This window comes from Streptomyces sp. WAC06614 (genome assembly GCF_003949795.1).
In the GTDB taxonomy this organism is placed as follows: domain Bacteria; phylum Actinomycetota; class Actinomycetes; order Streptomycetales; family Streptomycetaceae; genus Streptomyces.
Genome location: NZ_RPRY01000660.1, coordinates 1 through 1,418 on the forward strand (window position 1 = coordinate 1; position 1,418 = coordinate 1,418).

Below are 1,418 nucleotides of genomic sequence, written 5' to 3' on the forward strand. Positions count from 1 at the left end.
CGGCGGCCACCAGCCCGTTGTGCCCACCGCCCACGACCACGGCGTCGTACACGTCCTGCCGGAACCCTCGGCTGTCGGTCATGGCGACCTGCCTAGCACATCCGCCCCGTCCGGCACACCCGCCTAGACCACTTGGGCGAGCCGTTCCAGACAGTGCGCCTCGTCGGCGTGGGCGGCCACCGTGTCGGGGTGTTCGGGGCCGAGGGTCCGCTCGCGGACCCCGGCGATCTCCCGGTACTGCGTCAGCGCCTCCTGCCAGCGCCCCAGCCGGCCCAGGCCCACCGCGACTTCACGGCGGCTGGCCAGGGTGTCGGGATGCTCGGCGCCGAGCGCCTCGGCGCGCAGCAGGCCCACCTCCCGGGCCTCGGCCACGGCCTCCTCCCAGCGGTCCATCCGGCCCAGGTTGACCCCGAGGACGTGCCGGGCGCGCAGGGTCTCGGGGTCGAGCGCCCCGTACGCCCGGGTACGGTCGCGTACGAGCGCCCGGAACAGGTCGTAGGCCTGGACGCTGCGCCCGAGCCGGCCGAGCGCGACGCCGACCTCGTAGCGGGCGGCGAGGGTGTCGGGATGGTCCCGGCCCAGGGTGCGCTCACGGGCGGCGGCGATGTCCCGGAAGGCCATCAGGGCCTCCTGCCAACGGCCCTGCTGACCCAGCGCGTACGCGCCCTCGTAGCGGGTGAGCAGGGTGTCGGGGTGGTCCTGGCCGAGCACCCGGCCCCGGGTGGTGGCGACCTCGTCGGCGATGCGGAAGGCGTCCCGGGGGCGGCCCATGCGGCTGAGGTTGCAGGCGAGGTTGTGCCGGCAGCGCAGGGTCTCGGGGTGGTGCGCGCCCATGGTCCGCTCGCGGGCGGCGAGCACCGCACGGTAGGCCTCGTGCGCCTCCTGGTGCCGGCCGAGCTGGTCCAGGACGTACGCCACCTCCTGGCGGGCGGCCAGGGTGTCCGGATGGTCGGGGCCCAGCACCTCGGCCCGGGCCTCGGCGATCCGGGTGTGCGCGGGCAGGGCGTCGGTCAGCCGGCCCGTCCGGGTGAGGGCGAAGGCCGCGGTGAAACCGGCGGCGAGAGTGGCCGGATCCCGCTCGTCCCCGGACCCGGGTCCGCCGGCCACCGGGCCGTGGGCCGTGCCACCGGCCGAGGCACCGACCGTGCCACCGGCCGCAGCGCCGACGGTGCCCCCCGCCGTCAGCACGGCCACCGCACCGACCGTGCCCCCGGCCGTCACCCCGGCCACCGAGCCGCCCGAGCCGACCACCACGCCACCCGCCGTGCCACCGCCCACGCCGCCGACGCCGCGTACGCCGCCCGGCACCCGGACCCCGTACGGCTGGGTGCGCGGGTCCAGGGCCGGGTCCGGGCGGCCGAGGCCCGCAAAGGTGCCCGGGCCGCTGCCGCGGCCCTGCCGCCGCTGCCCGCCTGGGC

The 1,418-nt window shown here is 77.9% G+C and carries 1 protein-coding gene; it reads right to left on the minus strand.

Features of this window, described 5'->3' with window-relative positions; all coding sequences use genetic code 11:
- Nucleotides 1-123: 123 nt before the first annotated feature.
- The coding region (locus EF918_RS35710; protein ID WP_125652977.1) for a tetratricopeptide repeat protein at nucleotides 124-1,418 on the minus strand (1,295 nt) is incomplete at its 5' end.